The following is a 24985-nucleotide window of genomic DNA, read 5'->3' on the forward strand; positions in this document are numbered from 1 at the left end:
GTGCCGGTCAGCGGGTTCGCTTGCGCGACCGCGCCTTGTCGACCGCGGACTTGATGCGGGCCTGGTTCTGGGGCTTGCGAGCCTCGTCGTAGACCCTCTTGGCGATGCCGATGGCGGTCAGTCCGCGTGCGATCCTCATGCGACGGCACGTACCCCGACGGCGGGGATCCAAGCGGATCCCCGCCGTTGGGGTCGTACGTCCGCGCCGACTACTGCGCGGCTTCGGCCAGCGTCGGGTAGTCGGTGTAGCCCTCGGCGTCGCCGCCGTAGAACGTCTCGGGGTTCGGCTCGTTGAGCTCGGCCCCCGTGCGCCAGCGCTCGGCCAGGTCGGGGTTGGCGATGAACTCGCGACCGACCGCGACCAGATCGGCCTGTCCGCCGTCGACGATCTGCTTGACCTCGTCGAGCTGTGTCACGCTGGCGAAGCCGGTGTTCGCGATCACGATGCCGCCGAAGCGGGTGCGCAGGTCGGCGAACAGCTCGGTCGACGGATCGGCCAGCACGCTGAGGTAGGCCAGGCCCAGCGGTGCGAGGCCGTCGACCAGGGACCCGTAGGTCGCGGCCACGTCGGCGGCGTCCTCCTCGACGACGCCCTGCACGTTGTGGGCGGGGGAGATGCGGATGCCGACCTTGTCGGCACCGATCGCCTCGACCACGGCCTGCGCGACCTCGATCACCAGGCGAGCACGGTTCTCGGGCGAGCCGCCGTACTGGTCGGTGCGGACGTTCGACTTGGGGCCGAGGAACTGGTGCAGCAGGTAGCCGTTGGCGGCGTGCAGCTCGACGCCGTCCAGACCGGCCTCGATCGCGCTGCGCGAGGCGTGCACGAACTCCTCGACGATGCCGGCGATCTCGTCGGTCTCGAGCGCGCGCGGGACCGCGTGGTCGAGCTGGCCCCCGGCGGTGATGATCTGGCCCTCGAGCTGGATCGAGCTGGGTGCGACGGTCTCGAGGCCGTGCTTGTTGTCGGGGTGCGCGATGCGTCCGACGTGCATGAGCTGGACGACGATGCGCCCGCCCTTGGCGTGCACCTCGTCAGCTACGGCGCGCCAGCCCTCGATCTGCTCGGGGGAGTGGATGCCGGGGGTGTTCAGGTAGCCCTGGCCCACAGCGCTGGGCTGAGTGCCTTCGGTGATGATGAGGCCGGCCCCGGCGCGCTGGCCGTAGTAGGTCACGGCGATGTCGCGGGGGACCTGCTTCTCACCGGCGCGGTTACGGGTCAGCGGCGCCATCACGAAGCGCTGCGGAAGATCCCAGGCACCGACCTTGATCGGCTCGAACACATCTGACATGACTGCTCCTGAACGTTGCGGAGGCACCGTCGGTGGACGCGTGCCTCCGAGGTCAACGCCCGCCCGCGCCGGTCATTCCCGGTCGGGCGTGTGGCGAACCGGACACGGTTCAGAGTTGCGAGCCGTAGCCCTCGCGGTACGTCGGGTACTCGGGCACCCATCCGCTGGCACGGAGCAGCGCGTTCGACAGCCGCTTGCCGTGCCCCTGCGCCGCATCGGCCGCGGGCGGCTGCGGAGCGTCGATTCGTCCGGCCACGAAGGCTGCGACGTCGCCCAGCAGGGACGGCTCGTCGTCGGTGCCGAGGTAGAGGGGCAGGGGCGGGTCGGCGCGGGTGAGCAGGTGCACGGCGGCAGCAGCGGCGTCGTCGCGGTGGATGCGGTTGGTCCACCGGTGCGGGTCGGTGACGTCGCCGCGGCGCACCTGGTCGACCAGCCGTGGCTCGCCGTGCCCGTACAGGCCCGACAGCCGCAGCACCGTGCCGCCCGGTACCCGGTCGGCGAACAGTCGCTCGGCCTCCAGGAGCATCCGCCCAGGCCCGTCGGTCGGGTGGCACGGCGTCGTCTCGTCGAGCAGCTGGCCCGGCCCGGCGTCGCCCAGCACGGCCGTCGACGAGATGAGCACGGCGCGACGGGGCGAGTGGCCTGCCGCCTCCAGTGCATCGAGCGCCCGGCCCATCCCGTCGACGTACGTCGCGCGGTACGACTCCTCGCTGCGGGGCCGGGCCGTCAGGGCGATGACCAGGTGCTCGAGCCCGAGCGGGGGAAGGTCCGGCGGCGCGGCGGTGAGGTCGGCGCTGACGCCCCGCAGCGGAGCGGGCACCAGCTCGGCCCGTCGCCGGATCGCGACGACGTCGTGCCCGAGGGCTGCCAGCCGCAGCCCGATGTCGGCCCCGAGGTCGCCGCAGCCCACCAGCAGCGCGTCACCGGCCATCAGACGGTGCCCATCAGAACGCTGCCCATCAGAACGGCGGCCAGGGGATCGCGGGCATCTCGCCGCGGGGACGGGGGAACGTGCCGGCCGCGATCAGGCGGTCGCAGCGGGCGGCGAAGGCCCCGAGCTCGAGATCGGTCACCAGCTCGTCGAGCGCCGTGCCCAGATCGCCAGCCAGCGCATCGCGGACGCGCCGCACGCCGTCGAGCTCGTCGGCGTCGAGCGGCTCGCCGACCCAGCCCCACAGGACTGTCCGCAGCTTGTGCTCGGCGTGGAACGTGAGGCCGTGGTCGATGCCGTGGCGGTGGCCGCCGGCCAGCTCGAGCACGTGCCCGCCCTTGCGGTCGGCGTTGTTGGTCACGACGTCGAACACCGCCATGCGCCGCAGTGCGGCGGAGTCCTCGTGGATCAGCGAGATCGGCCGGTCCTGCGCGTCGTAGCCGTCGAAGACGTGCCGCCACCCGTGCTCCGGGACGGCCGAGGCGGCGACGAGGTCGACGGCGTCCTGCGCCGGGTCGACCTCCTGCCACAGCTGCACCATGCCGACGCCCATCGGCCCGTCGCGCAGCCAGGTGCGGGGCACGACGTCCCAGCCGAACGACTCAGACACGAGGTACGCGGCGACCTCACGGCATGCCAGGTTGCCGTCGGGGAAGTCCCACAGCGGCTGCTCGCCCGCGACGGGCTTGTAGACGACGCGGGTGCCGCCGATCGTCCCGACGAAGGTCGCGTTGGACGCCGGCATGACGCGTCCCTCGAGCTCGATGTCGCCGCCGGCGAGATCGGCGTCGATCGTCACCGGAACCCTTCGGGAAGCTCGCAGACGTGGTCGTCGCCGTCCATCGGGACGCTGCACAGCGGGCAGATCGGGCGTCCGGCCCCCGCGACCTCACGGGTGCGCTTGGCGAACGCCCGGGCGGTGCCCACGGGGATGCGGATCCGCACGACCTCCTCCGGCTCGATCTCGACCTCGATCTCGACCTCCTGCTCCGCCGCGAGCTCGTCGACGTCGAGGTCGACGACCAGGATCGGGTAGACGTCGATCACGATCTGCAGCGTCGCGGGGTCCCAGCCGAGGCTCATCGCGCCGGCACGGAACTGCTCCTCGACGGGCTGGGCGAGCGGTTCGTTGTCGACCAGCCCCTCGGGCGTCAGCGCCGGGACGCTGTAGGGGTTGCCCTCCTCGGCCATGAGCTCGTCGAGGACCTCCTCGATGCGCTCGGACAGGGCGACGGTCTGCTCCTTCTCGAGCGCGACGCTGACGAGCTGCGATCCCTGCTGTGCCTGGAGGTAGAACGTGCGCGCCCCGGGCTGGCCCACGGTGCCGACGACCACGCGGTCGGGCCAGTCGAATCCGTGCACTGTGGGTGGCATGTGTCCATCCTAGGAGCGGGTCGTGACGGGCGCTTCGTGGCCCGCCCCGCCGCCCACCTGGGCGTCGGCCGGCGCGGGAGCGGCCTTGAGCCACGACAGGTCGCCGGCGTCGGTGTTGGTCGAGACGACGTCGGGCCGGCTGGCCCCGTAGCGGACGATCGAGACAGAGGCGGGGTTGACACCGATGCGCTGGAACAGGTCGAGGTGCATGCCGAGGGCGTCGGCGAGGATCGACTTGATGACGTCGCCGTGGCTCACCGCGACCCACACCGCGCCGGGTCCGTGCTCGGCCTCGAACGCCGCGTCGTGCCGGCGGATCGCGGCGACCGCGCGGGCCTGCATCGCGTGCATCGCCTCGCCGCCGGGAAAGGCTGCCGCCGAGGGCTGCGTCTGCACGACCTTCCAGAGGTCCTCGCTCGCGAGCTCGCTGAGCTTGCGACCCTGCCAGTCGCCGTAGTCGCACTCCGTGATCGCCTTGTCGATGACCGGCGTGATCGGGCCGGTCGGTGCCTCGGCCTGGCGCGCGAGGATCGCCTTCGACGTCTGTCGGCACCGCTCCAAGGGGCTCGACACGAGGCCGACGAGCGGGACGACCGCCAGGCGTTCGCCGGTGCGGTCGGCCTGCGCGCGTCCGACGTCGTCGAGTCGGACGCCGGCGGTGCGGCCGGCGAGCACGCCGGTCGCGTTGGCGGTGGTGCGGCCGTGCCGCACCAGGATGACTGTGGCCATGCCGCCGAGCCTACGGGGGCTCAGCGCGGCCGGCCGCCGAGCATCTCCTCGACCGTCGCGAACTTGACCCGTGGACGACCGGTGCTGGCCCCGCGCCTGCGCTCGCCCGCGTCGATCCTGCGCATGCGTCGCCGGTCGACGACGTCGACGCCGCGCGAGCGCAGCAGGCGGGCGAACGTCCGGGTACCCGTCTTGGCCGGAGCAGGCAGCCGGCCCTCGCGCGCATCGCCCAGCAGCGTCGCCACGGTCTCCTGCGCGTCCGTGCGGTTGGCACCGATGCCGCCGACGGCGCCGCGCTTGATCCAGCCGACGACGTAGGCGCCGGGCAGGGGCTCGCCCGTCGCCGGGTCGACGACGCGTCCGGCGTCGTGCGGGATCGTCGCCGTGGCGGGGTCGAACGGCAGGTCGGCGACGGGTGATCCGCGGTGGCCCGTCGACCGGACGACCAGACCCGTGGGGACGACGGTGGCGCGGTCGGTGCCGACGCGGCCGAGCCGGACACCCTCGACGCGGTCGGTGCCGGTGATCTCGTCGACCGTGCGGTGGAAGGCCAGGACGAGGCGGCGACCGTCGGCCTGCGGCGGGCGCGTCCAGTCGACGTCGACCAGCGGCAGGTCACGCAGCATCGCGGCCTTCGAGCCGGGTGCCGCGGCCGCGAGCTCGTCGGCGACCTGGCCGTCGGCCTCGATCACGACGTCGATGCCGCGGGGCATCATGAGCAGCTCGGGGCGCGTGAATGCCGCCTGGCCGGGGCCGCGTCGTCCGACGACGACCACCTCGCGCACCGGCGCGGACCGCAGCGCCGCCAGGGCGTGGTCGGCGATGTCGGTGCGCTCGAGCGCCGTCACGTCGCCCAGCAGGATGCGTGCGACGTCGAGGGCGACGTTGCCGTTGCCGACGATGACGACTCGGTCGGTCGCGACGTCGACCGCGGAGGCGGGCACGTCGGTGTGGCTGTTGTACCAGCCGACGACCTCGGGGGAGCCGTGCACGCCGGGCAGCTGCTCGCCGGGGACGCCGAGCGGCCGGTCGAGACGTGCGCCGACCGCGTAGACCACGGCGTCGTGGTGCGTGAGCAGGTCGTCGTGGGTGACGTCGGTGCCGACGTCGACGTTGAGGAACATCCGCGTGCGGGGGTGGTCGTACGTCCAGGTGAACATCTCGGCGAGCCGCTTGGTGTCGGGGTGGTCGGGAGCGACGCCCGCCCGCACCAGCCCACCCGCGACGGGCAGGCGGTCGATCATCGACACGTGCGCCGATGACGTCGTCAACAGCTCACGGGCCGCGTAGGACGCGGCCGGTCCGGTGCCGACGACCGCGACCCGCAGCGGACGATCACGGGGTGCCTCGACGACCGGGAACGTCGGTGCCGACCACGTCAGCTCAACCGACCGGTCGTCGTAGAACGCGGCGTTGATGTCGCCGAAGACCTGCTCGTCGCCCGTCAGCAGCTCGAGCGGCTTGATCGCCGACACGGGGCACGCATCGGCGCACGCGCCGCAGTCGATGCAGCTGTTGGGGTCGACGTAGACCATCTCGGTGTGCCCGAAGTCGGGCTCACCCGGAGCCGGGTGGATGCAGTTGACCGGGCACACCGACATGCACGAGGCATCGGCGCAGCAGGCCTGGGTGACGACGTAGGTCATGGCTGGCTTCGTCCCTCGCTCAGAGCATGTGCGCGGCGCGGTAGCGACGCATCGCGGCGGGGGTCAGCAGGCCGGCCTCGGACAAGAAGTCCATGAGGTGCACGCAGCTGAGCCGCATCAGGTTGTGGTGGTGCTCGTTGGCCTTGGCCGCGGCGACGGCGCGCTTGCGGTCGAGTCCCACGGCCTCGTAGACGGCGGGGTTGACCATGCTCTTGACGATGACGTAGGCGGCGGTCGCGATGACCCAGGCGCTCTGGCGGCGACGCAGGGCGCTGACGCCCTCGAGGTGCTGGCGGATCTCGTGGCGGGCGAACTTCATGTGCCGCGCCTCCTCGACCACGTGGATCTTGCTCGTGGTGCGGACGATCGGCAGCACGTTCTCGCCGCGCATCCAGTCGCGCTGCATGACGTCGAGGATCTCCTCGGCGACCAGGATCGACCCGTAGGCGACCTCGTTGGCGGCGACGGTCTTGAGCGCCCGGGCGGCCTCGACGACGGGGCGGGCCGGCGTGTAGTGCGGGACGCCCATGGCCTGGCACGCCCTGGCGAACATCAGGGAGTGGCGGCACTCGTCGGCGATCTCGGTGAGCGCGAACTGGAACTCCGACGACGTGACGTCGGTGGTGTACTGCTCGCGCAGCAGCATCTGCTGCAGGATCATCTCGAACCAGATGCCGGTGCTCATGATCGAGCCGACCTCGTGGCGGGTCAGCTGCACGCGCTGGTCCTCGGTCATCTCGTCCCACAGCGGCGTGCCGTAGAGCGTCGACCACTCGGGGTTGAGGCCGTAGTGGGACGGGTCGAGGGGGGTGTCCCAGTCGACCTCGGTCTGCGGGTCGTACGAGAGCTTCTGCGACGACACCAGCAGGCGGGCCAGCTCGTCATCGGGATCGATCGAGGTGCGGAACTCATCGGCGGTGATGGTCATCGAGGCCTCCGGAAGAATATGACATCACGTATGTGACATCAGGAATGGTCAATAGCATACCCCGGGTATGGTCCCTGTCCAGCGCACGAGAGAAGCACCACCACGGCGTGCCGCGATGGTGCTTCTCTCGTGCGCCGGGAGGCGCTCTGTCAGGAGCGTCGGATCACTGCCCGAGCAGGAGCTCCAGCAGGTTCTTGCGCGTCGGGGTGGGCGACGGCGTCGGGCTCGGCTTCGCCGGCGTGGGGGAGGCCTTGGACGGCTCGGGATCGGGATCCTTCGTCGCCTCGGGTGCAGGTGTCGGCCGCGACGTCGGGGACGTGGTGGGCCGCGTGGTCGGCCGGGGCGTCGGACGTGTGCCGGTCACGGGGGTCGTCCGGGACCCGCCCGACGGGGCTCGCGTCACGGCCGGCTTGGCGGGTGCCGCGGGAGTCGTGGGTGCGGTCGTCGGATCGGCAGCGTCGGGCGTCTCGGGCGTCTCGGCACCGGGGGTCTCCGCGGGTGCCGGCGTCTCCTCGACCTCCGACACCACGGGATCGGCCAGCGTCGGGGTGGACTGCTCGGTGGTGGACTGCGGCATCGCCGTCACGTTGGCGGGGTCGAACGAGTCGTCCTCGCCGGTGAAGGCCAGGACGGCAGAGACCGCGACGGTGGTCACGACGGCCGCGATGACGGCTCGGTGGATGCGGCTGATGTGCATGGGGGAGTTCTCCGTCGGGCTCTGGCGGGCACCGGCCGAGGGGAGTGTGCCGGCTCCAGGCTCAACGACCGAGGCGCGTCCACGTCACGTCGGGGCGCGCGGCTACCGTGGTGTCCCGGGGCGATGCCGGTGCCCCAGTGCCCCGGTGCGCCGGATCGTCGAAGGGATTGCCGTGGACGACTGCGCCCGCCAGCGTCTGGAGCGGCTGCGATCGTCCTGGTCGGCCGCCTGGCCGTCAGGGTGGAGCGACACGAGCAGGCAGTCGTCCATGGTCGACCTGTACGCCTGGACGCACGCCCTGGGCTCGGCGCTCGCACCTCGTGGACCCGCCTCGGACGACCCGGCGCCCGCCCGTCCCGTCGACGACGTCAGCGGGACGGTGATCGTCATGGCCGGTCGCCGGCACCTCACCGTGCGCGCTGAGCGGTCGTTGCCGGGGTGGCACCTGCGCGGCTCGGCCGGCCGCGTCGCGTGGTCGCCCGACGTGCGGGAGATCGTCGTGCTGGGGGTCGACGAGGGCGACAACGAGGTCGTTGCCCGGGTCGACGTCGACGCTCCGGGCGTCCGCGTCCGGCCACTCGACGGCACGATGGTCGAGGTGGGGCTCGACGGCGTCGCTGTCGCCGACGGCCATCTGCGTCACTGTCCGGACGTCCGGGCCGCCCACGCCGACCGACTGACCGTGGTCGAGCTCGTCCGGGCGCTCGGCAGGTGCGAGGCGTCGGTCACCCCGCTGCCGGACGACGCCCGCATCCGGCTGGCGCTGTGCCGCTTCGCCGTGCGCGCTGCCGCGCTGTCGGTGCAGTCGGCCGTCGTGCTCACGCGTCAGCACGACGTCTCGGCCGCGGCCGTCGTGACGATCGCGACGTGCCGGCGACTGGGCGTCGAGGTCGAGCTCGACGATCCCGAAGCGCTCGACTGGCACCGGGAGCGGCTCGTCCCCCTGATCTGACCTCGACGAGCCGTTCCCGGCCTGGCGGGCGGTGGCTCAGGGACCGGCGGGATCGGGCTCGGTGGCAGGTTCGCGGTCGGGCTCCGTGCCGGGATCGGCGTCGGGCAGAACCTCGGGGAAGGCTGGGTCGGGCAGATCGGGAGCCGCCGGATCGGGCGACTCCTCGTCGGGGCTCGTGGGCTCGGGCGGGGCGATGGTCATGGGTCCTCCGTCGTCGATGTGGGGGCCGCGTACCCTGCCGCTCCCCGCGCAATCGTCGACGCCCCAGTCCGCGCTTGGTGCGCGGACCGGGGCGTCGGGTGACCGGTCAGCCCTGGCGGGCCTTGAGTCGGGGGTTCTGCCGGTTGAGGACGAAGGTGCGACCGCGACGACGGACGACCTGCGAGCCGGGCTGGTTCTTGAGCGAGCGGATGGAGCTGCGGACCTTCATGACTGTCCTTCCTGAGCCGGGAGATACCGGCACAGATGACAACCGTTGTCAGGTCGCGGCTATTCCCACGACGGGTTGCCGCGCCCCTGCTTGATCGAGCTGCGCCGTTTCTTGGCGTCCAGCCGGCGCTCCTTGGAGCCGCGGGTGGGCCGCGTCGCCCGCCGCGGACGCGGCGGGACGATGGCGTCGGCCACGAGCTCCTCGAGCCGGACGCGAGCGGCCTCGCGGTTGCGGTGCTGCGAGCGGTACTGCGACGAGACGATCGTGATCGTCCCGCCGACCAGGCGGTGGGCCAGCCGGGTCGCGGCCAGTTCCTTCTGGGCAGGGGAGAGGGCGGCTGTGTCGGCGAGCGACCAGATCAGCTCGACGCGGGTGTCGGTCGTGTTGACGTGCTGGCCGCCTGCGCCGGACGATCGGGAGGACCGCCAGGCCAGCTCGCTGCCGGGTACGACATGGCGTCCCATCGGTGGTCCTCCTCGGTGCTCGTCCTTCGTGCTGGGCGGCGCTCGGCGGCCGCGTCGGTCACGCGTCGTCGTCGGCCAGTATGCGGTACATCGCCTTCCGGGCGTCGTCGACGACCGTGTTCGCGCGCTGGCGCTGCTCGGGGGTGCCTGCCTGGGCGACCTGCTTCCAGGCCGTGATGAAGCCCTTGAGGGACGAGGCGAGCTCGCGCATCTCGTGCGGCTCGTCTCCTCGGCCCCCCTCCCACGGGGTTCCGAGCTCGTCGCGGTGCTGCTCGACGTGGGCGGTGCCCTCGTCGGTCAGGGTCGCGGTCTTGCGTCCGTCGACGCGCTCGAAGGAGATGAGTCCCTCATCCTCGAGCTGTTGGAGCACGGGGTAGATCGAGCCGGGGCTCGGGGTCCAGGACCCCTCGCTGCGCTCCCCGATCTCCTGGATCAGCTGGTAGCCGTGCTTGGGTGCCTCGGCCAGCAGCAGCAGTGCGGCCGCGCGGACGTCGCCGCCCCGCCCGCCGCGACGCCTGCCGCGGGGGCGACCGCCGCCGGGACCGAACGGGAAGTCGCGACCGAAGTCGCCGCCGAACCCACGGTCCGGGTAGTGCCTGCCGCGCTGACGATCGTCGGGGCGGCGTGTCTGTGAGAAGTCATTGCTTCGCATGGGTGTGACCCACTTTCTATCAATCATCGACGTGTTGTCGATACCTAAACGATATATCGCTAACCCACCCCAGTCAACCTCGGGTCCCGCGACTGGCGCGGTTCTGCGTTTTCGAGACGGCGAGTCCCGCGAAACTGCGCCACTCGCGCACCGGTTTGCGCCACTCGCGCGGAGGCGTGGGTCGGCCCTCGCGTACCTGTGGACGGCTCCGTGAGTCCACAGACGACCGGACGACGCTGGATCGTCCCGCTCCGGGTGCCGACGGTGGATCGATGCACCCCATCCGTCACCGTGACGCCGAGAGCCACGGTTTCAGCCCCCACCTGCTGCGCACGTCGTGGTTCGTCCATCCCGCGGCCGGGGTCGCGCAGCTCGCCTCGACCGCCGACGACCTCGCGTCGACCTGCCGAGCCGTGGCGCTCGTGCTGGGCGACGACGTCGTCTTCACCCACGTCACGAGTGCGCGTCTGCGCGGCTGGTGGATGCCGATGCTCGACGACCTGCCGATCGTGGCGTGCAGCTCGGGCGAGGCACCGCACGCCGACCGCCGCGGCGTCTACGTGCGGCGGTGCGACATCCCTCCCGGGCACCGGGAGCGCCTGGGAGACATCGCCGTCGCCTCGCCGGAGTGGACGATCGTCGAGCTGGCCGAGCACCTCGCGCTGCTCGACCTCGTCGCGGTGATCGACTCCGCGCTGCACCTCGGTCACACGACCGTCGACCGCCTGCGGGCCACGATGGTGCCGGGACGGCGAGGCGTCCGCGTGCTGCGGCGGGCGCTCGACCTGGCCGACGGACGCAGCGAGTCGTGGTGGGAGACGATGCTGCGACTGGTGCACGTCCTGTCGGGCTTCGAGGTGGAGCCCCAGCACGTCGTGCGCAACGCGGCGGGCGTCGAGATCGCACGCGGCGACCTGCGCATCGTCGGCACCAGCCGGCTCGCCGAGTACGACGGGGCCGACCACCGCGAGCGGCAGCAGCACCAGCGCGATCTGCGGCGGGAGAAGATGCTGGCGCGCGAGGGCGTCGAGCGATTCGGCTACACCGCCACCGAGATCATCCACGCACCCGACAGCATCGTGCGCGACGCCGAGGACGCCCGCGGGCTCGCGCACGTGCCCGGACGTGTCGGGCTGTGGCGGGCTGAAGCGCGCTTGGCGACGGTGTCAGCTTCCGGGCAGGGCGCGCTGCGCCGACGTCTGCAGCGTCTCGTGCGCACCACGTCCCCGCGCCCGAGTGGCGCAAAGCCGCGCCCGAGTGGCGCAAATCCGTGAGAATCGCCGTCCCGAAAACGCGAGACTGCGCCACTCGCGGGATCGCGGGGCCGGGGGAGGCGTGGGTCAGCCGCCGGCGACGTAGCTGGACAGCTGGTCGCGCTCGAACTCGAGCTGCTCCATGCGGTGCTTGACGGCGTCGCCGATGCTCAGCACCCCGACGAGCCGCCCGTCGTCGAGCACCGGCACGTGTCGCACACGGTGCTCGGTCATGACCGCCATGAGCGCGCCGAACGAGTCGTCAGGGGAGCACACCCGCACGTCGGTCGTCATGATGTCCGAGACGGGTCTCGACCGGGCGTCGTCGACGTCGCGCAGCTTGCGGACAATGTCGCGCTCCGACACGATGCCGAGCATCGACGTGCCGTCGTCACTCACGACGAGGGCACCGACGTTGAGATCGGCCATCACTTCGAGCAGCTGACGCACCGTGGCGTCGGGGGCGATGGTGTGGACCTCGGTGCTTCCCTTGGAGGTCAGGACGTCGTGCACGCGCATGCGGGGGCTCCTTCGTCGGCTCCCCGCACTGTAACCCCGGTCACACCGCCGAGGCGAGGGTCAGGGTGCCTCGTCGGCCGGCTCGCGGGTGAACTCGAAGGCGCGGACGTTGTCGGGCTCGGCCTCCCACGCGTCGTCGTCCTCGGGCTCGTCGGTCCATGACCGGTCGGGCGGGCCCTGGTCGGGGAAGTGCCCCACGTACGCCATCGCGGCGTCGTGCAGCCGGGTGTTGGTCGCGAGGGCGTTGTCGCCCCAGGGGCCGGGTGCGCCCGCGAGGCTCGTGAAGGTGCCGCCGGCCTCGCGCACCACGATGTCGAGCGCGGCCATGTCCCACAGGTTGAGCTCGGGCTCGGCGGCGATGTCGACGGCCCCTTCGGCCAGCAGCATGTACGACCAGAAGTCGCCGTAGGCCCGTGTGCGCCAGCAGCGGCGCATCAGCGCGGCGAAGGCCTCGGCCCGGCCGATCGCGTCCCATCCGCCCAGCGAGGCGTACGACAGCGACGACGCCTCGAGGTCGGAGACCTGCGACACCCGGATCTGGCGCGACGACAGCAGCGACTTGCCGGTGTGCGCGCCGGTGCCCTTGCTGGCCCACCAGCGACGTCCGAGCGCGGGGGCCGACACGCAGCCGGCGACGATCTCGCCGTCCTCCTCGAGCGCGATCAACGTGGCCCACACGGGCACGCCGCGCACGAAGTTGGACGTGCCGTCGATGGGGTCGATGATCCAACGGCGACCCCCGGGACCGTTCGCGCCCTCGTCCTGGCCCTGCTCCTCGCCGAGCACGACGTCGCGTGTGCGGGCCGACTTGAGCGTGCGCCGGATCGCGGCCTCGACGGCCTGGTCGGACTCGGTCACGTACGTCATGTCGGGCTTGGTGTCGACCTGCAGGTCGAGCGCCAGGAACCGGTCCATCGACAAGCTGTCGGCGTTGTCGGCGAGCACGTGGGCGAGGCGCAGGTCGTCGCTGTACGAGTGAGCCATGGCCCACAGGCTACGGCCTCGCAGGACCGGAGCACCCACGGCACACGGTGCCCGGACGGTCTAGTGGTCGTCGCGCTGGTTCATGCTGGCCAGGATGCGGCGGAACGACTCGACCCGTTCGGCGGCCAGCGTGCCGTCGGCGACTGCGACGTCGAGCGCGCACTCGGGCTCGGTGGCGGCGTGCAGGCATCCACGCGGGCAGTCGCGGGCGGCGTCCTGCAGGTCGGGGAACGCCCGGATCAGGTCGTCGATCTCGACGTGCGCCAGCCCGAACGAGCGGATGCCGGGGGTGTCGATGATCCAGCCGCCGAACGGCAGGGCGAGGCTGATCGCCGAGGTCGAGGTGTGCCGACCGCGGCCCGTGACGGCGTTGACGTAGCTGACGGAGCGGTTGGCGTCGGGCACCAGGGCGTTGACCAGCGTCGACTTGCCGACACCGCTGTGCCCCACGAGGACGCTGGTGCGGTCGCGCAGCACGTCACGCACCTCGTCGAGGTCTCCGCCCCGGCGTGTGACGACCACGCGGACGCCGAGGGGCTCGAGCATCGCGACGAGCTCGTCGTGAGGCCCGAGGTCGGACTTCGTCAGGCACACGAGGGGCTCCATGCCGGCGTCGAACGCGGCGACGAGGCAGCGGTCGATCAGGCCGGGGCGGGGCGGGGGATCGGCGAGGGCCGCCACGATCACGAGCTGGTCGGCGTTGGCGACGATGATGCGCTCGACCGGGTCGTCGTCGTCGGCGGTGCGTCGTAGCACGGTGCGCCGTGGCGTCACCTCGACGATGCGGGCGAGCGACCCCTCGTCGCCCGTGACGTCGCCGACGACCCGCACGTGATCGCCGACCACGACGCCCTTGCGTCCCAGGTTGCGCGACTTCATGGCGGTGACGGTGCGGTCGCCTTCGTCGAGGGTCACGGTGTAGCGCCCGCGGTCGATCGTCACGACCCGGGCCGTGTCGGCCTCGTCGTAGTTGGGACGCACCTTCGTGCGCGGCTTGGTGTGCCGGCGCGGGCGCTCGTACTGGTCGTGCTCGTCGCGTTCCCTGCCCATCGTGACGGCTCAGTCGCTCGTCATGAGTCGTTCCCAGACAGGAGCGAAGTTGGGGTAGGTCTTGACCGTCGTGACGACGTTCTCGACGAGCAGATCGGGCACGCGCAGGCCCAGGACGACAGCCGCGTGGGCCATGCGGTGGTCGTCGTACGTGCGGAACGTGTCGCCATGGAGGGTGCGCGGGCGCACGACGAGCCCGTCCTCGGTCTCCTCGGCGTCGCCGCCGAGCCGGTTGATCTCGGTGACCAGCGCGGCCAGCCGATCGGTCTCGTGACCTCGCAGGTGGGCGACGCCGCTGAGCCGTGAGGGGGTGTCGGCGAGGGCCGCGATCGCGGCGATCACGGGCGTCAGCTCGCCCACGTCGTGCAGGTCGAGCTCGACTCCCCGCAGACGGTCGCCCGCCGCGAACACGAGGTCGTCGCCGTCGCGGCGGACCGTGCCGCCGAATGCCGGGACGATCGTGCGCCACGCGTCGCCGGCCTGGTCGGTGTCGTGCGGCCAACTGCGGATGCGCACGCTGCCGCCGGTGACGAGGGCGCCGGCGATGAAGACGCCCGCATTGGACAGATCGGGCTCGATCTCGACGTCGAGCGCATCGATCGTGCCCGGGTGGACTATCCACCGTCCGGGCTCGGGGACGTCGATGCGCACGCCGCGGCGGCGCAGCTCGGCCACCGTCATCTCGATGTGCGGCATCGATGGCAGCGTCGAGCCGGTGTGGCGCAGGTCGAGGCCGCGTTCGAGGCGCGCGCCGACGAGCAGCAGCGCCGAGACGAACTGGCTCGACGCCGACGCGTCGATCGACACCTCGCCGCCCGCCACGTGGCCCGTGCCGTGCACCGTGAACGGCAGCGACCCGCGTCCCTCGTCGTCGACCCGCAGACCCAGGGCGCGCAGCGTGGCGATCGTCGTCGCCATGGGGCGGATGCGGGCGTGCTCGTCGCCGTCGAACGTCACGGGGGCGCTGCCGAGCGCGGCGAGCAGCGGCACGAACCGCATGACGGTGCCGGCGAGGCCGCAGTCGATCGTCACGGGCTCGGTGCTCGCCGATCCGATCGGGGTGACGGTCCACGTCATGGCGTCGCGCTGCACCGTGGCACCGAGGGCCGTCAGGGCGGCGGTCATGAGCTGGGTGTCGCGCGACCCGAGAGGACGGGTGACGGTCGACGGTCCGTCGCCGAGCGCGGCCAGGATCAAGACGCGGTTGGTCAACGACTTCGACCCGGGCACCAGCACCTCGCCGACGAAGGGGGAGGTGCGGTGGGGAGCCAGCCAGGGCAGGGGAGCAGTCATCACCGCCACCCTATCGGCGTCCGGTCGTTCGGTCGTCCGGCCTCAGCCGCGGAGCTGGCCCAGCTGGCCGCCGACGGACGAGGCCGCGCCCGCGACCCGGTCCTTGGCGCGACGACCGACCGACTTCTTGTGCGGGTCGGGATCGAGCGTCGCCATCAGCAGCCCGCCGGTCATCGACACGTTCTTCAGGAAGTGGATGCGCTGGTTGGCCCGAGCGCCGGGATCGGTCTCGTTCCAGTAGGGATGACCGGCGGCGGTCGTCGGGGGAAGCGTCACCGCGAGGGCGAGGGCCGCGGTGCGGGGGACGTGCCCCGTCGCCAGGGCGAGGCCAGCCACGAGCTGCACCGCCCCGTTGAAGCGCGTCAGGCTCGCGCCGTCGACCGGCAGGCCCGGGACGATCTTCTTGACCAGGTCGGCCGTCGGCTGGGCCTTGGCGGCGCGCGGGCCGGGCGATTTCAGGGCCGCGGCACCTCCGACCACGAACATCGACGCGAGCATCGGGCGGGCGACGGCACGAAGAAGGGTCATGTCCCATTCATACCCGACGTGGCAGCGCGGCGGCGAGGGTCAGAGCAGCAGCAGGTAGGCACCGGCCGTGAAGGGGGCCGAGTCGTTGGCCGGCGCGGGGTCGCCGGGCGAGCTGACCGTGACCGTGCCGTCGGGCCGGATGCCGCGGGCCTTGACGACGAACGTCGTGCCCTCGCCGGCGGGCAGGGTCGTCGAGCAGGTCAGGACGCTGAGGCTGCGGTCGACCGTCGCGTCTCCGCAGGCCCAGCCCGGGCTGACGACGCCGCGGAACTGGACGGGCCGCGTGAAGCGCATCGTGACGGTGACGACCTGGTCGGCCGAACGCCCCGTGTTCACCGCCGTCACGGGGACCGTGAAACGGCGCTGCAGCAGGTTGTCGTCGTTGGTGATCGTGAGGGCTCCGATGCCGTAGTCGGTCGGCACGATCGGCTCCTCGACCGCCACGGGAGGGCTCGGCTCCGGGTCGGTCAACGGCTCGGTGGTCTCGCTGGTCGGGGACGGCTCGGGCTCGGGCTCGGTCGACGCGCTCGGTGACGGCGACGGCTCGGGCTCGAGGGTCGGGGCGACGGTGGGCGTCGGCGCGGCGGCTTCGGGCTCCGCCTCCTGCGTCGCCGGGGTCGCCTGGTCGCTGGTCGAGGCAGGCGCGGCGAGCGACGGCGCCCCCGTGAACGAGGGCGCGACGGCAGCCGGCCGGTCGGCTGGCGCCCGACCGATGTCGGTCGTGACGGCGACGGTGCCCGCGGTGGCGACGCCCGTCACGACGGCTGCGGCGACGACGCCCTGCGTGCCGGCCCCGGCGACCGCCCCGCCGATGACCTTGGCGGGCACCACGACGAGCTTGACCGCACCGCCCGTGACGAGCTTGACGCCGATGACTGTCGCGGCGCCCGCTCCCAGGGCTGCCACGCCTGCCCCGGCTGCGACGTAGCCCGCGAACGCGGGACCGAGCAGCGACGGACCGAGCACGCCCGACAGGTTGGAGTTGATCTCGCGCAGCTCGAGGTAGAGCCCCGTGCAGCGCGTGCAGTCGTCGAGGTGGGCCTCGACCTTGGCCGCGTCGCGGGCCGACAGGCCCTTGCGGACGTGCGCGCCGAGCATGCCGGTCGTGCGACGGCAGCTCGCGTGCAGCGTCGGGGCCAGGTGCCCCTGCAGATAGGCCTGACGCAGACCCTCGCGCGCCCGGTACGCCAGGGCCGACACGCTGTTGGCGCTCATGCCGAGCAGGGGAGCGACCTCGGCGGGCTTCTGCCCCTCGACGTCGAGGTGCCACAGCACGAGCCGCCAGCGCTCGGGAAGCGATGCGAACGCGACTGCGGCCGCACCGTGCTCGAACTTCATCTCCGCGGGATCGATGAACTCGACGGCACGGTCGAGATCGGCCTCGTGGGCGGTCGACCAGACCTTGTTGGATGCCCGGACGCGATCGATGTGCAACCGGCGGATCGACGTCAGCAGATAGGCCCTGAACGCCTCGTCAGGTCCGCGTCCGTCCTGCAGCAGCACCATCACGCGGGAGAACGACTCGGCGACGAGGTCGTCGACGTCCGACCCGCGGGCGATCTGGCGGGCCATGCGCTCGGCGGCGAAGCGATGCCGCTCGAACAGCTGCCCGTAGGCATGCGTGTCACCGGCCCGGACGGCCGATATCAGCTCGGCGTCACTGAGCTCTGCGGTGCTGGCGAGCGTCTGCTCCACGATGTCCTCCCACCCCTCCAACGACGCGATCGGCATCCGGTCACGAATTTGTCGTCGAAACCGCGTCACGTCCTGTGAGCTCGCTCGTCTCACTGCTGTCCGACCACGAGAGGAGCCGACGATGGACGACCAGGGAACGCACATCGAGCTCCTCCGTACCGCCGTTCGCGGCGGAGCGTCGGAAGCGGTGAGCGTTGCACACGAGGTGGGAGCGAGTGCAGCGCAGACGGGCGTCCCGCTCCACGAGGTCCTCGACCACGTGGAGCGGGCCTACGCGCCCGATCCGCCCGACCATCCTGTGACGCGCGCGGCCGCGCTGGCCTGGGCCGACGTGTCGCTTGTCCACCGGGCCGATGTCTCGTGCGAGGACCCGCTGACGTCGATGGCGACGGCTCCGTACCTGCGGTTGAGGCTGGCCGAGATCTACCGCGGTGCCGAGGCCGACGACCGCAGGGTGTGCGACTCGCACGTGCTCATCGTGGTCGAGCTGCCGCGTCCCGGCCGGGTCAACGAGATCGAGCTCGCGCTGCGAGCACTCGAGGTCGCCGAGGTGATGCGCTCGGTGTTCACCGGCGACGAGACGATCGCGCAGCTGTCGACGCGCCGGTTCGCGGCGCTCACGACGCGCGACCGCGGCGACGACCTCGCGCTCAACCTGCTCGGGCTCCTGCTCGACCGCGCCCTCGACGGCCGGGTGCAGGCACGGCTGTGGGTCGAGCGCCTGCCGTCCGGCGCCGACGGGGTCGCGTCGGTTCTCGCGTCCCTCTGCGAGTAGCCCCGACCGGTTCGCGCCGGCTCGCTCGTCCCGGCCCGCGGTGTCCGGGGCCTGTGGCAGGCTGGTCGCATGTGCGGGCGCTACGCGACGACCCAGACCTCGGCCTCCCTCCACCAGGCCTTCGAGATCGACCTGGCCAACTCGTTCGTCGAGCTCGAGGCCGACTTCAACATGGCCCCCACCAAGCTCGCCCCGCTGGTCATCGGCCGCCGCGAGGACGAGTCGGCGTCCGCCCCGCAGCGCGAGCTCCTGACGGCCCGGTGGGGGCTCATTCCCAGCTGGGCCAAGGACCCGTCGATCGGCAGCCGGATGATCAACGCCCGCTCCGAGACCGTCGCCGAGAAGCCGTCGTTCAAGAAGGCCTTCGCGCGGCGTCGCGCGCTCGTGCCCGCCGACGGCTACTTCGAGTGGTACGCCTCGCCGCCCCGCGAGGGGGAGAAGAAGCCTGCCAAGCAGCCGTTCTACATCACGCCCAAGGACGGGTCGGTGCTGGCGATGGCCGGCCTCTACGAGTTCTGGAAGGACCGTGACGCCGACGAGTGGGTCGTCAGCTACACGATCCTCACCACGACGGCCGAGGACGATCTCGGCCACGTCCACGAGCGCATGCCGCTGTTCCTCGAGCCCGAGGCGTACGACGAGTGGCTCGACCCTGCCCCGCGTGCCACCGACGAGCTGTTGGGGCTCCTCGTGCCGGCCGCCCCCGGACGTCTCGACGCCTTCGCGGTGTCGACCGCGGTCAACAACGTCCGCAACAACGGCCCCGAGCTGATCGTCCCGCTCGCCCCGGAATAGCGCGCCCCTCCGCAGGGTTGAACCCCGCAGGAGGACACATGCTGACCGAGACCCACCGAGTGGCCGATCGCACGATCGCACCACTGCGCAAGCGTCCGAAGCCGGGAGTAGGCTGGGACGCGATGACCGTCACCCCTGAGACCCCAGAGGTCCCCGACAACCGAGAGACCGAGACCCCGGAGCAGAGGCAGGCCCGCTTCGAGGCCGACGCCCTGCCCTTCCTCGACCAGCTCTACTCGGCGGCGCTGCGCATGACGCGCAACCCGCACGACGCCGAAGACCTGGTGCAGGAGACGTTCTCCAAGGCGTTCAGCGCCTTCCACCAGTTCAAGCCGGGCACCAACCTCAAGGCCTGGCTGTACCGCATCCTGACCAACACCTACATCAACTCGTACCGCAAGAAGCAGCGTCAGCCGCAGCAGGTCACCGACGAGATCGAGGACTGGCAGATCGCGCGCGCCGAGTCGCACGGATCGTCCGGGCTCAAGTCGGCTGAGATGGAGGCGCTCGAGCACCTCCCCGACAGCGACGTCAAGGACGCGCTGCAGGCACTGCCCGAAGACTTCCGCTACGCGGTCTACCTCGCCGACGTCGAGGGTTTCCCGTACAAGGAGATCGCCGAGATCATGGACACGCCGATCGGCACCGTGATGTCGCGTCTGCACCGCGGACGACGCATGCTCCGCGAGATGCTGGCCGACTACGCCCGCGACCGCGGCATGGCCGTCACGGGAGCGGGTGAGACGAAGTGAGCGCCAACCCGTGCGAAGGACCCGACTGCGAGCAGGCCCTCGACAAGCTCTACCTCTTCATCGATCAGGAGATCGACACCGCGAGCTGTGCGGAGATCCAGACCCACATCGACGAGTGCACGAGCTGCCTGAGCGAGTACGACCTCGAGCGTGTCGTCAAGAGCCTGGTGTCCCGCTCGTGCTCGGAGGTCGCGCCCGACCCCCTGCGCGAGAAGGTGCTGCTGTCGATCCGCACCGTGCAGGTGCAGATCACCGAGCAACGCACGGTCTGAACCGACTCGAACGCCTCCACACCGGGGTGTGAGTCAGGTAACGTCCGTCCGATCGTGACGATCTCGGCCGTCGTGACGACCAACGGGTGTCTCCCACTGGGGGAGCACCGACGAGGACGGAACGATCATGAACGACCTGACCACCCACCCCACCACGGCGCAGAAGCTCGGTGCCGAGCTGCTGGGCACTTTCTGGCTCGTGCTGGGCGGCTGCGGCACCGCCGTCCTCGCCGGTGACGTCGTGGGCCCCGGCGGCATCGCCGCGGCCTTCGGCCTGACGGTCCTGACCGGGGCGTATGCCTTCGGCCCCGTGTCGGGCGGGCACTTCAACCCCGCCGTGACGGTCGGGCTGGCTGCCGCCAAGCGGTTCGGGTGGCGCGACGCTCCCGGCTACGTCGTCGCGCAGGTCGTCGGTGCCACGGTGGCGGCGGCGCTGCTGCTCGGCATCGCCAACGGCAAGGACGGCTTCAGCGCGACGGCTTCGGGCTTCGCCTCCAACGGCTTCGGCGACCGCTCGCCCGACGGCTACGGCTTCTGGGCCGTCGTGATCACCGAGATCGTGCTGACCGCGTTCTTCGTGCTGGTCATCCTGGGTGCGTCGTCCAAGCGCGCGGCGGCCGGCTTCTCCGGCGTCGCGATCGGCCTGGCGCTGACGCTCATCCACCTCATCAGCATCCCGGTCAGCAACACCTCGGTGAACCCCGCGCGTTCGCTGGGCGTGGCGTGGTTCGCGGGCGGGGACGCGCTGGCGCAGGTGTGGGTGTTCATCGCGGCACCCGTCATCGGTGCGGCCGTCGCGGGCCTCACGCACGCGTTCCTGCTGGGCGACGAGGAGTAGCCGCCCATCCGGCGACCACCGGAGCCACCGCACGACGAAGCCCCCGTCCAGCAGGACGGGGGCTTCGGTGCACGAGGTGCGCTCAGGTCAAGCGTTGGGACGCTTGCCGTGGTTGGCGCCCTTCTTGCGGCGTGCACGACGCTTGCGGCCGGTCTTGCCCATGGTGTTCCTCCTCGAAAGACGTTGACTCAGTCTCCCACAGGGGTGATCCGCGCGACGAAGCGCTCCCGGTCGACCACGACCCGCCGCACCTCGCCGGACGCCAGCAGGGTTCCGCCTGCGTCCTGCGCGACGACCTGGAACCGCACGAGTCGCCCGTCGGTGTGGATCACGGTGGCGGTCGCGGTGACCTCGGCGCCGACCGGGCTGGCCGCCAGGTGCTCGAGCTCGACGCGGGTGCCGACGCTGGTCTGCTCCGGAGGCAGGTCGAGGGCTGCGCACGTCGCCTCCTCCAGCCAGGCCAGCACCCGCGGCGTCGCCAGCACCTCGAGATCGCCCGACCCGAGCGCCAGCGCGGTGTCGCCGGGCATGACGAGGTGGGTGACGCTCGCAGTCTCCATCCCCCCAACCTAGACCACCGCTGACGCGTGGGTTTCGCACCGCCGAGGCGCGGCTTCCGCACCGCCGAGGCGCGGGTTCCGCCCGTCGTAACCCGCGCGTCAGCGTGGGTCAGGTGGACCAGGCGGACCAGAGATCGGCGTAGCGACCGCCGGCCTCGACGAGCTCGTCGTGGGTGCCCTCCTCGACGATGCGTCCCTCGTGCATCACGACGACCCGGTCGGCCGACTGCGCCTGGGTGAGACGGTGCGCCACGACGAGCGAGGTGCGTCCCCGGGTGACGGCGACAGCTGCCTCTTCCAGCTCTCGTGCGCCGCTCGAGCCGGCCTCGGCGGTCGCCTCGTCGAACACCGCGACGACCGGGTCGTGCAGCAGCACCCGCGCCAGCGCGAGCTGCTGGGCCTGCGACGGCGTGAGCGGATGGCCGTGGTCGCCGACGACCGTCGACCATCCGTCGGACAAAGCGTCGACCCACGACAGGGCGCGCACCGTCGCGAGCGCCGAGCGGATCTCTTCGTCGGACGCATCGGGCCGGGCGAGGTCGACGTTGTCGCGCACGGTGCCCGAGAAGACGTGGACGTCCTGCGTGATGAGCGCGATGCTCGACCGCACGTGGGAGGGGTCGAGGGCGTCGAGCGGGAAGCCCCCCACCGTCACCCGCCCGCGAGTGGGCACCAGGAGACCTGCTGCGACGGCGCCCAGCGTGCTCTTGCCGGCACCAGTCGCACCCACCAGCGCCACGCGCTCGCCGTCGAGGATGCGCAGCGTCACGTCGGACAGCACCGGACGGCCGGCCACGTACTCGTGGCTGATGCCGGTCAGCTCGAACGTGCCGTGGCGGACGGGCGACGGTCCGTCGGGCACCGGGGGCGGTTCCAGCAGGGCGATGCCGGCGAGGCGGGCGAGCGAGGCACCCGCCGACTGCACGTCGTCGAAGATCATCAGCAGTGCGCCGATGGGGTTGAACAGTCGGTGGAAGTAGAGGGCCGCCGCGGTCACGGCACCGACCGTGGTCAGGTCGTCGCGCACCAGGAAGAAGCCCGTGCCCAGCACCAGCAGCAGGCCGATCAGCTCAGACCTGTTGGTGCGCGCACCGAACCGGGTCAGCAGCCTGAACACGTCGAGCGTGATGCCCATGGTGTGCCGCGAGTGGTGCGTGATGAGGTCGATCTGGGCCTGCTCGCGCGACAGCGCCCGCAACGTCGCGGCACCCTGCACGCCGTTGACCAGCGCCTCGGCGCGCTCGCCCTCGGCGATGCGCTCGCGCCGGTAGTAGGGCCCCGACCGGGGCAGGTACCACCGCAGCCCCATCGCGTAGAACGGGGCGCTGGCCAGCCCGGCCAGGCCCAGTCGCCAGTCGAGCGCGAACAGCCCGCCCGCGGTGAACACGACCGCGACGAGCGAGCCGATCAGCAGGGGGATGATCTCGGTCAGCGACGTGGCCACCGAGCGCACGTCGTCGCCCATGCGTGACAGCAGGTCGCCCGCACCGGCCTCCTCGAGGCGGATGCTGTCGAGGTGCAGGGCGCGGTCGAGCGCCTGCTCGCGCAGATCGGCCAGCGCCGGCTCGCCGGCCCGGGCGAGGTAGGTGACCGACAGCGACGTGCCGATGCCCGCGACGATGCTGGCCGCGACGATCAGCAGGGTCCCGCGCAGGATGTCCGACGACTCGCCACCGGTCGAGACGGTGTCGACGATCTGCCCGAGGACCCACGGGGCGACGAGACCCGCGAGCCCCACCACCACGAACGCCACGGCGGAGACGATCAGCGGACGCCGGTGCGCCCGCAGCAGTGTCGCGGCCAGGCGGGTCGTCTCGCCGCGGGACGCGATGGGCAGCAGGTTCCGGCTCATCGCAGCACCGCCTCGCGGTAGTCGTCGCGCTGCGCGAGGTCGTGGTGCGTCCCCGTCGCGACGACCCGCCCGTCGCTGATCATGACGACGCGGTCGGCCGACGCCAGGAGCGCGGGGCTCGAGGTGATGACGAGGGTGCTGAGCGAGGACCCCTCGGGGTGCCGGAGCGACCGGATGCCGTCGGCGATGCGCTGCTCGGTCATGGCGTCGACCGCGCTGGTCGGCTCGGCCAGCACGAGGATCGGGGCGCGGGTGGCCATGGCCCGGGCCAGTGCGATGCGCTGGCGCTGCCCGCCGGAGAACGTCGCACCGCCCGCGCTGATCGGCTGCCGGAGGCCCTCGGGGTGGAGGTCGACGACGTCGCTGGCCGCCGAGGCCTCGAGGATCGCGGCCAGCTGGTCGTCGTCGAGGACGTCATCGGGGTCGATCGTCGTGCGCAGCGTCCCCTCGAACAGGTCGACGTGGTGCTGGCTCACGACGACGCGCGAGCGGAGCGAGTCGATCGTCAGCTCGTCGACCGGGTGGCCGCCGAGCGTCAGGCTGCCCGACCGCTCGTCGGGCCGCACCTCGCCCCGCACGAGGCGCACGACGGCGTCCGCGCCGGCCGGGTCGTCGACGACGACGCCCACGAGCTCGCCGAGGCGGGGTGACAGGTCGACGTCGCAGAGGGGGCCGGAGGTCATGGACGCGAGCGAGAGCTCGGCCCGTGGGTCGTCGAGCACGGTCGAGCCGTGGGTCGCGAGAGGCGGGGTGTGCAGGAACTCCACCAGTCGCTTGGCTGATGCGAACGAGCGCGCGACCTGGGCGCTCGTCTCGCCGAGTCCCGCGATGGGCTCGGCCAGGAACTGGGTCAGGCCGACGATCGCGATGAGCTCGCCGATGCTGATGTCGCCGTCGAGCGCGCGGGTGCCGGCCAGGTAGGCCACCAGTGCGAGGAACAGGCCGCTGAGGCCCGCGGTGAGCCCGTACATGTAGCCGGACGACCGGGCCACCCGGATGCTCGCGTCGCGGGCGGTCGCGCTGTGCACGCGGTAGCGCGACGTCGCGACGTCCTCGGCCCCGACGCCCTTCAGGGGCCGCAGCCCCTTGAGCAGATCGGTCGCGACGCCCGTCGCGGTGGCGATGCCGGCCTGCTGGTCGGTCGTGTCTCGGGCGATCAGCGGCGTGACGACCTGGATCACGACCAGCACGAGCGGCACGCCGATCAGCACCACGAGCCCCAGCAGCAGGTCGATCTCGAACAGCACGACAGCGCTCACGACGACGCCCACGAGCCCTGCGAGCGTGTAGCCGATGTTCCACAGCAGCTCGCCGATCGTCTCGGCGTCCGAGGTGGCCAGCGAGAGGGTCTCGCCGGGCAGCAGACCGGTGCGGGCGCCGCCGGCACCCAGGACGTGCTCGCTGACCTCCACCCGCAGGAGGTGCACCTCGAGCTGCAGCGCGGCGACGCCGAAGCGGGCACCGAGCCGGTACGAGTAGCTGAGCACCACGAACAGCGTGACCAGCACGCCTCCCCAGACCGCGAGCTGGTCGAGGTCGCCGGTGGTCACGGCCCGGTCGATCATGACGCCGATCACGACCGGCACGAGGGCCTCGCACAGCAGCCAGGAGGTGATCAGGGCGTAGCAGCCCAGGAGCCTGGCGCGGTGCCGACGCACGCCTCGCCACATGAGCGCCGCTGCCGACATCGGTGGAGCGGAGACGTCGGGAGGCACCTGGTGAGG

30 protein-coding genes are annotated in these 24985 nt (G+C 71.9%); 7 read left to right on the plus strand and 23 right to left on the minus strand.

Annotation, left to right across the window (positions count from 1 at the left end; all coding sequences use genetic code 11):
• Positions 1–7: 7 nt before the first annotated feature.
• The 9 genes from JOF40_RS20015 to JOF40_RS11830 all read right to left on the minus strand — a co-directional run bounded on the left by JOF40_RS20015 (position 8) and on the right by JOF40_RS11830 (position 7597).
• The gene (locus JOF40_RS20015; protein ID WP_281064704.1) at positions 8–139 is read right to left on the minus strand and encodes a hypothetical protein; all 132 of its coding nucleotides are present in this window, start codon (positions 137–139) and stop codon (positions 8–10) included.
• A 70-nt stretch (positions 140–209) separates the two neighbouring features.
• A complete protein-coding gene (locus JOF40_RS11795) occupies positions 210–1292 on the minus strand; it encodes an alkene reductase (RefSeq protein WP_129185069.1) in 1083 nt (360 codons plus the stop codon).
• Positions 1293–1401: 109 nt separating this feature from the next.
• Complete coding sequence (locus JOF40_RS11800; protein WP_129185068.1) at positions 1402–2223, minus strand: NAD-dependent epimerase/dehydratase family protein; 822 nt, start codon at positions 2221–2223, stop codon at positions 1402–1404.
• Between the two features lie 28 nt (positions 2224–2251).
• The gene (locus JOF40_RS11805; RefSeq protein ID WP_129185067.1) at positions 2252–3022 is read right to left on the minus strand and encodes an SCO1664 family protein; all 771 of its coding nucleotides are present in this window, start codon (positions 3020–3022) and stop codon (positions 2252–2254) included.
• On the minus strand, positions 3019–3597 hold the full coding sequence (locus JOF40_RS11810; RefSeq protein ID WP_129185066.1) for a DUF3090 domain-containing protein: 579 nt from the start codon (positions 3595–3597) through the stop codon (positions 3019–3021). The genes JOF40_RS11805 and JOF40_RS11810 overlap by 4 nt, the downstream gene beginning before the upstream one ends.
• A gap of 9 nt (positions 3598–3606) precedes the next feature.
• A complete protein-coding gene (locus JOF40_RS11815) occupies positions 3607–4326 on the minus strand; it encodes a histidine phosphatase family protein (RefSeq protein WP_129185065.1) in 720 nt (239 codons plus the stop codon).
• A gap of 20 nt (positions 4327–4346) precedes the next feature.
• Positions 4347–5972 carry an FAD-dependent oxidoreductase gene (locus JOF40_RS11820; protein WP_129185064.1) on the minus strand — a complete coding sequence of 542 codons (1626 nt, stop codon included), beginning with the start codon at positions 5970–5972 and terminating at the stop codon, positions 4347–4349.
• 19 nt (positions 5973–5991) lie between these two features.
• Positions 5992–6900 carry an AurF N-oxygenase family protein gene (locus JOF40_RS11825; RefSeq protein WP_129185063.1) on the minus strand — a complete coding sequence of 303 codons (909 nt, stop codon included), beginning with the start codon at positions 6898–6900 and terminating at the stop codon, positions 5992–5994.
• Between the two features lie 163 nt (positions 6901–7063).
• Positions 7064–7597, minus strand: coding sequence for a hypothetical protein (locus JOF40_RS11830; RefSeq protein WP_129185062.1), 534 nt, complete (start codon positions 7595–7597; stop codon positions 7064–7066).
• A 268-nt stretch (positions 7598–7865) separates the two neighbouring features.
• Here JOF40_RS11830 and JOF40_RS11835 point away from each other — a divergent pair, with 268 nt between their 5' ends.
• A complete protein-coding gene (locus JOF40_RS11835) occupies positions 7866–8549 on the plus strand; it encodes a hypothetical protein (RefSeq protein ID WP_129185061.1) in 684 nt (227 codons plus the stop codon).
• 36 nt (positions 8550–8585) lie between these two features.
• Here JOF40_RS11835 and JOF40_RS11840 read toward each other — a convergent pair whose 3' ends face one another.
• From JOF40_RS11840 to JOF40_RS11855, 4 genes are all read right to left on the minus strand, one after another.
• Positions 8586–8750 carry a hypothetical protein gene (locus JOF40_RS11840; RefSeq protein ID WP_188111916.1) on the minus strand — a complete coding sequence of 55 codons (165 nt, stop codon included), beginning with the start codon at positions 8748–8750 and terminating at the stop codon, positions 8586–8588.
• A gap of 106 nt (positions 8751–8856) precedes the next feature.
• A complete protein-coding gene (locus tag JOF40_RS11845; RefSeq protein ID WP_129185060.1) occupies positions 8857–8979 on the minus strand; it encodes a ribosomal protein bL36 in 123 nt (40 codons plus the stop codon).
• A 59-nt stretch (positions 8980–9038) separates the two neighbouring features.
• Entirely contained in the window at positions 9039–9443 is a 405-nt protein-coding gene (arfB, locus tag JOF40_RS11850; RefSeq protein WP_129185059.1) for an alternative ribosome rescue aminoacyl-tRNA hydrolase ArfB, read from the minus strand.
• Positions 9444–9501: 58 nt separating this feature from the next.
• Positions 9502–10095 carry a PadR family transcriptional regulator gene (locus JOF40_RS11855; protein ID WP_209674557.1) on the minus strand — a complete coding sequence of 198 codons (594 nt, stop codon included), beginning with the start codon at positions 10093–10095 and terminating at the stop codon, positions 9502–9504.
• 272 nt (positions 10096–10367) lie between these two features.
• On the opposite strand from JOF40_RS11855, the gene JOF40_RS11860 reads away from it, so the two are divergent.
• A complete protein-coding gene (locus tag JOF40_RS11860; protein WP_129185057.1) occupies positions 10368–11369 on the plus strand; it encodes a putative endonuclease domain-containing protein in 1002 nt (333 codons plus the stop codon).
• Positions 11370–11435: 66 nt separating this feature from the next.
• Here JOF40_RS11860 and JOF40_RS11865 read toward each other — a convergent pair whose 3' ends face one another.
• The 6 genes from JOF40_RS11865 to JOF40_RS11890 are packed head-to-tail and all read right to left on the minus strand — an operon-like array spanning position 11436 to position 17453.
• Positions 11436–11867 carry a CBS domain-containing protein gene (locus tag JOF40_RS11865; RefSeq protein WP_129185056.1) on the minus strand — a complete coding sequence of 144 codons (432 nt, stop codon included), beginning with the start codon at positions 11865–11867 and terminating at the stop codon, positions 11436–11438.
• Between the two features lie 60 nt (positions 11868–11927).
• Positions 11928–12851: an inositol monophosphatase family protein gene (locus JOF40_RS11870; RefSeq protein ID WP_129185055.1), complete on the minus strand. Its 924-nt coding sequence runs from the start codon at positions 12849–12851 to the stop codon at positions 11928–11930.
• Between the two features lie 60 nt (positions 12852–12911).
• On the minus strand, positions 12912–13901 hold the full coding sequence (gene rsgA, locus JOF40_RS11875; protein ID WP_129185054.1) for a ribosome small subunit-dependent GTPase A: 990 nt from the start codon (positions 13899–13901) through the stop codon (positions 12912–12914).
• A gap of 9 nt (positions 13902–13910) precedes the next feature.
• On the minus strand, positions 13911–15194 hold the full coding sequence (gene aroA, locus JOF40_RS11880) for a 3-phosphoshikimate 1-carboxyvinyltransferase (RefSeq protein WP_129185053.1): 1284 nt from the start codon (positions 15192–15194) through the stop codon (positions 13911–13913).
• A gap of 42 nt (positions 15195–15236) precedes the next feature.
• A complete protein-coding gene (locus JOF40_RS11885; RefSeq protein ID WP_129185052.1) occupies positions 15237–15722 on the minus strand; it encodes a DoxX family protein in 486 nt (161 codons plus the stop codon).
• A gap of 39 nt (positions 15723–15761) precedes the next feature.
• On the minus strand, positions 15762–17453 hold the full coding sequence (locus JOF40_RS11890; protein ID WP_209674559.1) for a sigma-70 family RNA polymerase sigma factor: 1692 nt from the start codon (positions 17451–17453) through the stop codon (positions 15762–15764).
• A gap of 151 nt (positions 17454–17604) precedes the next feature.
• Between JOF40_RS11890 and JOF40_RS11895 the strand changes: the two genes are divergently transcribed.
• The 5 genes from JOF40_RS11895 (at position 17605) to aqpZ (ending at position 20849) form a co-directional block, all read left to right on the plus strand.
• Positions 17605–18192, plus strand: a complete 588-nt coding sequence (locus JOF40_RS11895) for a hypothetical protein (RefSeq protein WP_129185050.1) — start codon at positions 17605–17607, stop codon at positions 18190–18192.
• Positions 18193–18261: 69 nt separating this feature from the next.
• On the plus strand, positions 18262–18987 hold the full coding sequence (locus JOF40_RS11900) for an SOS response-associated peptidase (RefSeq protein ID WP_129185049.1): 726 nt from the start codon (positions 18262–18264) through the stop codon (positions 18985–18987).
• Positions 18988–19025: 38 nt separating this feature from the next.
• Positions 19026–19739, plus strand: coding sequence for a sigma-70 family RNA polymerase sigma factor (locus JOF40_RS11905; protein ID WP_372440736.1), 714 nt, complete (start codon positions 19026–19028; stop codon positions 19737–19739).
• Positions 19736–20011, plus strand: a complete 276-nt coding sequence (gene rsrA, locus JOF40_RS11910) for a mycothiol system anti-sigma-R factor (RefSeq protein WP_129185048.1) — start codon at positions 19736–19738, stop codon at positions 20009–20011. The genes JOF40_RS11905 and rsrA overlap by 4 nt, the downstream gene beginning before the upstream one ends.
• 127 nt (positions 20012–20138) lie before the next feature.
• On the plus strand, positions 20139–20849 hold the full coding sequence (gene aqpZ / locus JOF40_RS11915; protein WP_129185047.1) for an aquaporin Z: 711 nt from the start codon (positions 20139–20141) through the stop codon (positions 20847–20849).
• A gap of 87 nt (positions 20850–20936) precedes the next feature.
• Here aqpZ and JOF40_RS20370 read toward each other — a convergent pair whose 3' ends face one another.
• The 4 genes from JOF40_RS20370 to JOF40_RS11930 all read right to left on the minus strand — a co-directional run bounded on the left by JOF40_RS20370 (position 20937) and on the right by JOF40_RS11930 (position 24976).
• Positions 20937–21011, minus strand: coding sequence for a 50S ribosomal protein bL37 (locus JOF40_RS20370; protein WP_369797015.1), 75 nt, complete (start codon positions 21009–21011; stop codon positions 20937–20939).
• A 26-nt stretch (positions 21012–21037) separates the two neighbouring features.
• Positions 21038–21409, minus strand: coding sequence for a thioesterase family protein (locus JOF40_RS11920; protein WP_129185046.1), 372 nt, complete (start codon positions 21407–21409; stop codon positions 21038–21040).
• Between the two features lie 109 nt (positions 21410–21518).
• Entirely contained in the window at positions 21519–23261 is a 1743-nt protein-coding gene (locus JOF40_RS11925) for an ABC transporter ATP-binding protein (RefSeq protein ID WP_129185045.1), read from the minus strand.
• Complete coding sequence (locus JOF40_RS11930; protein WP_129185044.1) at positions 23258–24976, minus strand: ABC transporter ATP-binding protein; 1719 nt, start codon at positions 24974–24976, stop codon at positions 23258–23260. Before JOF40_RS11930 ends, JOF40_RS11925 begins: the two co-directional genes overlap by 4 nt.
• Between the last annotated feature and the right edge of the window lie 9 nt (positions 24977–24985).

Source organism: Aeromicrobium fastidiosum, assembly GCF_017876595.1.
In the GTDB taxonomy this organism is placed as follows: Bacteria; Actinomycetota; Actinomycetes; order Propionibacteriales; family Nocardioidaceae; genus Aeromicrobium; species Aeromicrobium fastidiosum.

What these genes read in the sequence shown, in the direction of transcription:
- JOF40_RS20015 (WP_281064704.1), bottom strand. Translation starts at nt 139, where the DNA reads ATGAGGATCGCACGCGGACTGACCGCCATCGGCATCGCCAAGAGGGTC.
- JOF40_RS11795 (WP_129185069.1), bottom strand. Translation starts at nt 1,292, where the DNA reads ATGTCAGATGTGTTCGAGCCGATCAAGGTCGGTGCCTGGGATCTTCCG.
- JOF40_RS11800 (WP_129185068.1), bottom strand. Translation starts at nt 2,223, where the DNA reads ATGGCCGGTGACGCGCTGCTGGTGGGCTGCGGCGACCTCGGGGCCGAC.
- JOF40_RS11810 (WP_129185066.1), bottom strand. Translation starts at nt 3,597, where the DNA reads ATGCCACCCACAGTGCACGGATTCGACTGGCCCGACCGCGTGGTCGTC.
- JOF40_RS11815 (WP_129185065.1), bottom strand. Translation starts at nt 4,326, where the DNA reads ATGGCCACAGTCATCCTGGTGCGGCACGGCCGCACCACCGCCAACGCG.
- JOF40_RS11820 (WP_129185064.1), bottom strand. Translation starts at nt 5,972, where the DNA reads ATGACCTACGTCGTCACCCAGGCCTGCTGCGCCGATGCCTCGTGCATG.
- JOF40_RS11825 (WP_129185063.1), bottom strand. Translation starts at nt 6,900, where the DNA reads ATGACCATCACCGCCGATGAGTTCCGCACCTCGATCGATCCCGATGAC.
- JOF40_RS11830 (WP_129185062.1), bottom strand. Translation starts at nt 7,597, where the DNA reads ATGCACATCAGCCGCATCCACCGAGCCGTCATCGCGGCCGTCGTGACC.
- JOF40_RS11835 (WP_129185061.1), top strand. Translation starts at nt 7,866, where the DNA reads ATGGTCGACCTGTACGCCTGGACGCACGCCCTGGGCTCGGCGCTCGCA.
- JOF40_RS11840 (WP_188111916.1), bottom strand. Translation starts at nt 8,750, where the DNA reads ATGACCATCGCCCCGCCCGAGCCCACGAGCCCCGACGAGGAGTCGCCC.
- JOF40_RS11845 (WP_129185060.1), bottom strand. Translation starts at nt 8,979, where the DNA reads ATGAAGGTCCGCAGCTCCATCCGCTCGCTCAAGAACCAGCCCGGCTCG.
- arfB (WP_129185059.1), bottom strand. Translation starts at nt 9,443, where the DNA reads ATGGGACGCCATGTCGTACCCGGCAGCGAGCTGGCCTGGCGGTCCTCC.
- JOF40_RS11855 (WP_209674557.1), bottom strand. Translation starts at nt 10,095, where the DNA reads ATGCGAAGCAATGACTTCTCACAGACACGCCGCCCCGACGATCGTCAG.
- JOF40_RS11860 (WP_129185057.1), top strand. Translation starts at nt 10,368, where the DNA reads ATGCACCCCATCCGTCACCGTGACGCCGAGAGCCACGGTTTCAGCCCC.
- JOF40_RS11865 (WP_129185056.1), bottom strand. Translation starts at nt 11,867, where the DNA reads ATGCGCGTGCACGACGTCCTGACCTCCAAGGGAAGCACCGAGGTCCAC.
- JOF40_RS11870 (WP_129185055.1), bottom strand. Translation starts at nt 12,851, where the DNA reads ATGGCTCACTCGTACAGCGACGACCTGCGCCTCGCCCACGTGCTCGCC.
- rsgA (WP_129185054.1), bottom strand. Translation starts at nt 13,901, where the DNA reads ATGGGCAGGGAACGCGACGAGCACGACCAGTACGAGCGCCCGCGCCGG.
- aroA (WP_129185053.1), bottom strand. Translation starts at nt 15,194, where the DNA reads ATGACTGCTCCCCTGCCCTGGCTGGCTCCCCACCGCACCTCCCCCTTC.
- JOF40_RS11885 (WP_129185052.1), bottom strand. Translation starts at nt 15,722, where the DNA reads ATGACCCTTCTTCGTGCCGTCGCCCGCCCGATGCTCGCGTCGATGTTC.
- JOF40_RS11890 (WP_209674559.1), bottom strand. Translation starts at nt 17,453, where the DNA reads ATGCCGATCGCGTCGTTGGAGGGGTGGGAGGACATCGTGGAGCAGACG.
- JOF40_RS11900 (WP_129185049.1), top strand. Translation starts at nt 18,262, where the DNA reads ATGTGCGGGCGCTACGCGACGACCCAGACCTCGGCCTCCCTCCACCAG.
- JOF40_RS11905 (WP_372440736.1), top strand. Translation starts at nt 19,026, where the DNA reads ATGCTGACCGAGACCCACCGAGTGGCCGATCGCACGATCGCACCACTG.
- aqpZ (WP_129185047.1), top strand. Translation starts at nt 20,139, where the DNA reads ATGAACGACCTGACCACCCACCCCACCACGGCGCAGAAGCTCGGTGCC.
- JOF40_RS11920 (WP_129185046.1), bottom strand. Translation starts at nt 21,409, where the DNA reads ATGGAGACTGCGAGCGTCACCCACCTCGTCATGCCCGGCGACACCGCG.
- JOF40_RS11925 (WP_129185045.1), bottom strand. Translation starts at nt 23,261, where the DNA reads ATGAGCCGGAACCTGCTGCCCATCGCGTCCCGCGGCGAGACGACCCGC.